Source organism: Yoonia sp. R2-816 (genome assembly GCF_046762905.1).
Classification (GTDB): Bacteria; Pseudomonadota; Alphaproteobacteria; order Rhodobacterales; family Rhodobacteraceae; genus Yoonia.
The window spans coordinates 1-2,059 of sequence record NZ_JBKQXN010000221.1; the positions used below are offsets into that span (position 1 = coordinate 1).

General features: G+C 54.5%; 1 protein-coding gene. It reads left to right on the forward strand.

Annotation, left to right across the window (positions count from 1 at the left end):
- Window positions 1–522 precede the first annotated feature (522 nt).
- Window positions 523–2,059 (forward strand): S8 family peptidase (locus ACFWW2_RS16010; RefSeq protein WP_393929534.1); only part of this gene is annotated, 1,537 nt, incomplete at its 3' end.

Consider the following 2,059-nt stretch of genomic DNA (forward strand, 5'->3'; position numbering starts at 1 on the left):
GAGTCCTGGGCGGTTGGGGCCGGTCTTGGCGGCAGCTATGCCCTGACCGAGCGTGTGGATCTGTTTGGCGAAGCCGCCTATGCCACCGGGCTGAGCAACGCTGGTGATACCAGCGCCCTGAGCGCAAATGCTGGGATTAAAATGCTGTTCTAAAAAGGCCGTAGCAGCTCGTCAGCAACACAAGGAACCATCCTCCGTTCTGCGAAACATGAAGATGGATCACTTCAGTGGGGCGGGGTCATCGTTGTGCAGCCGTCAGAATGATCGAACTGTTGCCAGCGGCCTTGCAGCGCATCGATGAGGTCTGGACGCGGGCCTTGGGATGAACAGCGCCGGTTCGCCCGGCAAGCTCTATAGTTTTTGACTATTCAAGAATGGATTTTCGGTATTGGAAATCGGGCGCTGTAACACACCACACTTAGCAGTGGTTTCTCTTTAAGTATTGGTGTGGCCCATTCAAAATCAGAGGCTTGCGAAAACAACAGAGCAGTTACGTATCGGGGGAAAAGTAGAGGGATTTTCATGCGCCTTTTTAAGAAGTTAGTTCTCATCACAACGACCATTGTCGCATTGGCTACCTCCGCCTCTGCAAACATCTACGCAGGCCAACTCTCCTCCTACCCAGACCAGCAGGTCTTGCAATTCCTCGTCAGCGAACATGCGCGAGATCCATCGACCTTCGCGGATGCGCAGGAATACATCATCCTGAGCCGCCCAGGTATTCTGGAGGAATACCTCAGCCAAACCCTGGATCGGGCGCCTGACACCCGTCGCTTTTCCTTTTCGGAGCCAAGCGCAGGGGAGACCTCCGGAGCTGGTTCGATGATCGTTCTCGGGATTGTCGGAATGGCCGTTGCACTTTCACTTGCAGACGATGGCGGTGAAGAAAGCCGAGGTCCCAACCCATTACCTTCTCTAAAACCCAGGCCAACCGATCCAATCACCGATCCAGACTCCGGCCCTAACGATCCCGCCTACTACCAAACCCGGGAATTCAAAGAGAACTATGGCCTGGGTCTAATTGGTGCCGATGTGCGATACGCAAAAGGCGGACAAGGGGAAGGCATAAAGATTGCAATCCTGGACACGGGCATCGATGTCGACCATCCAGACGTCTTCGGGAAAATCGACCTTCATAACAGCTACTCGTACTTTGGAAACTTCCGCAATATTTCTGACACCGGCGGCCACGGCACGCATGTTGCTGGCATTGCTGCAGGCAGGAAAGACGGTCGAGGCACACACGGCGTTGCCTTTGAAGCAGAGCTTCTCATTTTCAAAGGGATCCCAGGCGACAACACCGAATTCTCGACCATTCCAAACGTATGGGCTGATGCCATAAATCGCTCAATCGATGCTGATGCGGACGTCATGAACAACAGTTGGAGTTACGTCGATGGCAACCGAGTCACCATTCCAATCACTGATTTTGAAGATCGCTCCGATCTCGAAGCACAGTTTGGAACCGCAACCATCAAGGCTTGGACTGAAGCCTTAGATGAAGCCGTAACGCATGGCTTAATGAGCATTTTTGCGGCAGGCAACGACGGCCTGCCCGAAGTCTCAGTCACTGCAGGCCTTCCAGTCTTACTGACCGACTATAAAGACCACTTCATCGCCGTCGTTGCTGTCGATGAAGACAAAAACATAGCGCGTTTCAACCAACGGCAGTCCTCCAACCGTTGTGGCGTCGCAATGCACTTTTGCCTCGCTGCCCCAGGCTTAGGCATCCCTAGCGCCAGAAATGGTGACATCGCCGGCCGCAACCCCGTTTCATATAACGGAACATCCATGGCAGCCCCACATGTCGCTGGAGGATACGCTCTGTTAAAGAGCCAGTGGCCAGACCTGAAAGCACCCGTAATTGCTCAGATTATGTTCGCGGCAGCTGATGATCTCGGAGACCCCGGCGTGGACGCGATCTACGGGCATGGCCTTCTAAATCTGGAACGCGCCATGCGCCCTATCGGTGAACTTGTTGTCTACCAGGGAAGCACCACCGAGAGTGACGCCATGCCTCTCGCCGAAACGGGTATCGTCGCCAGTGGCGCCCTGGCAC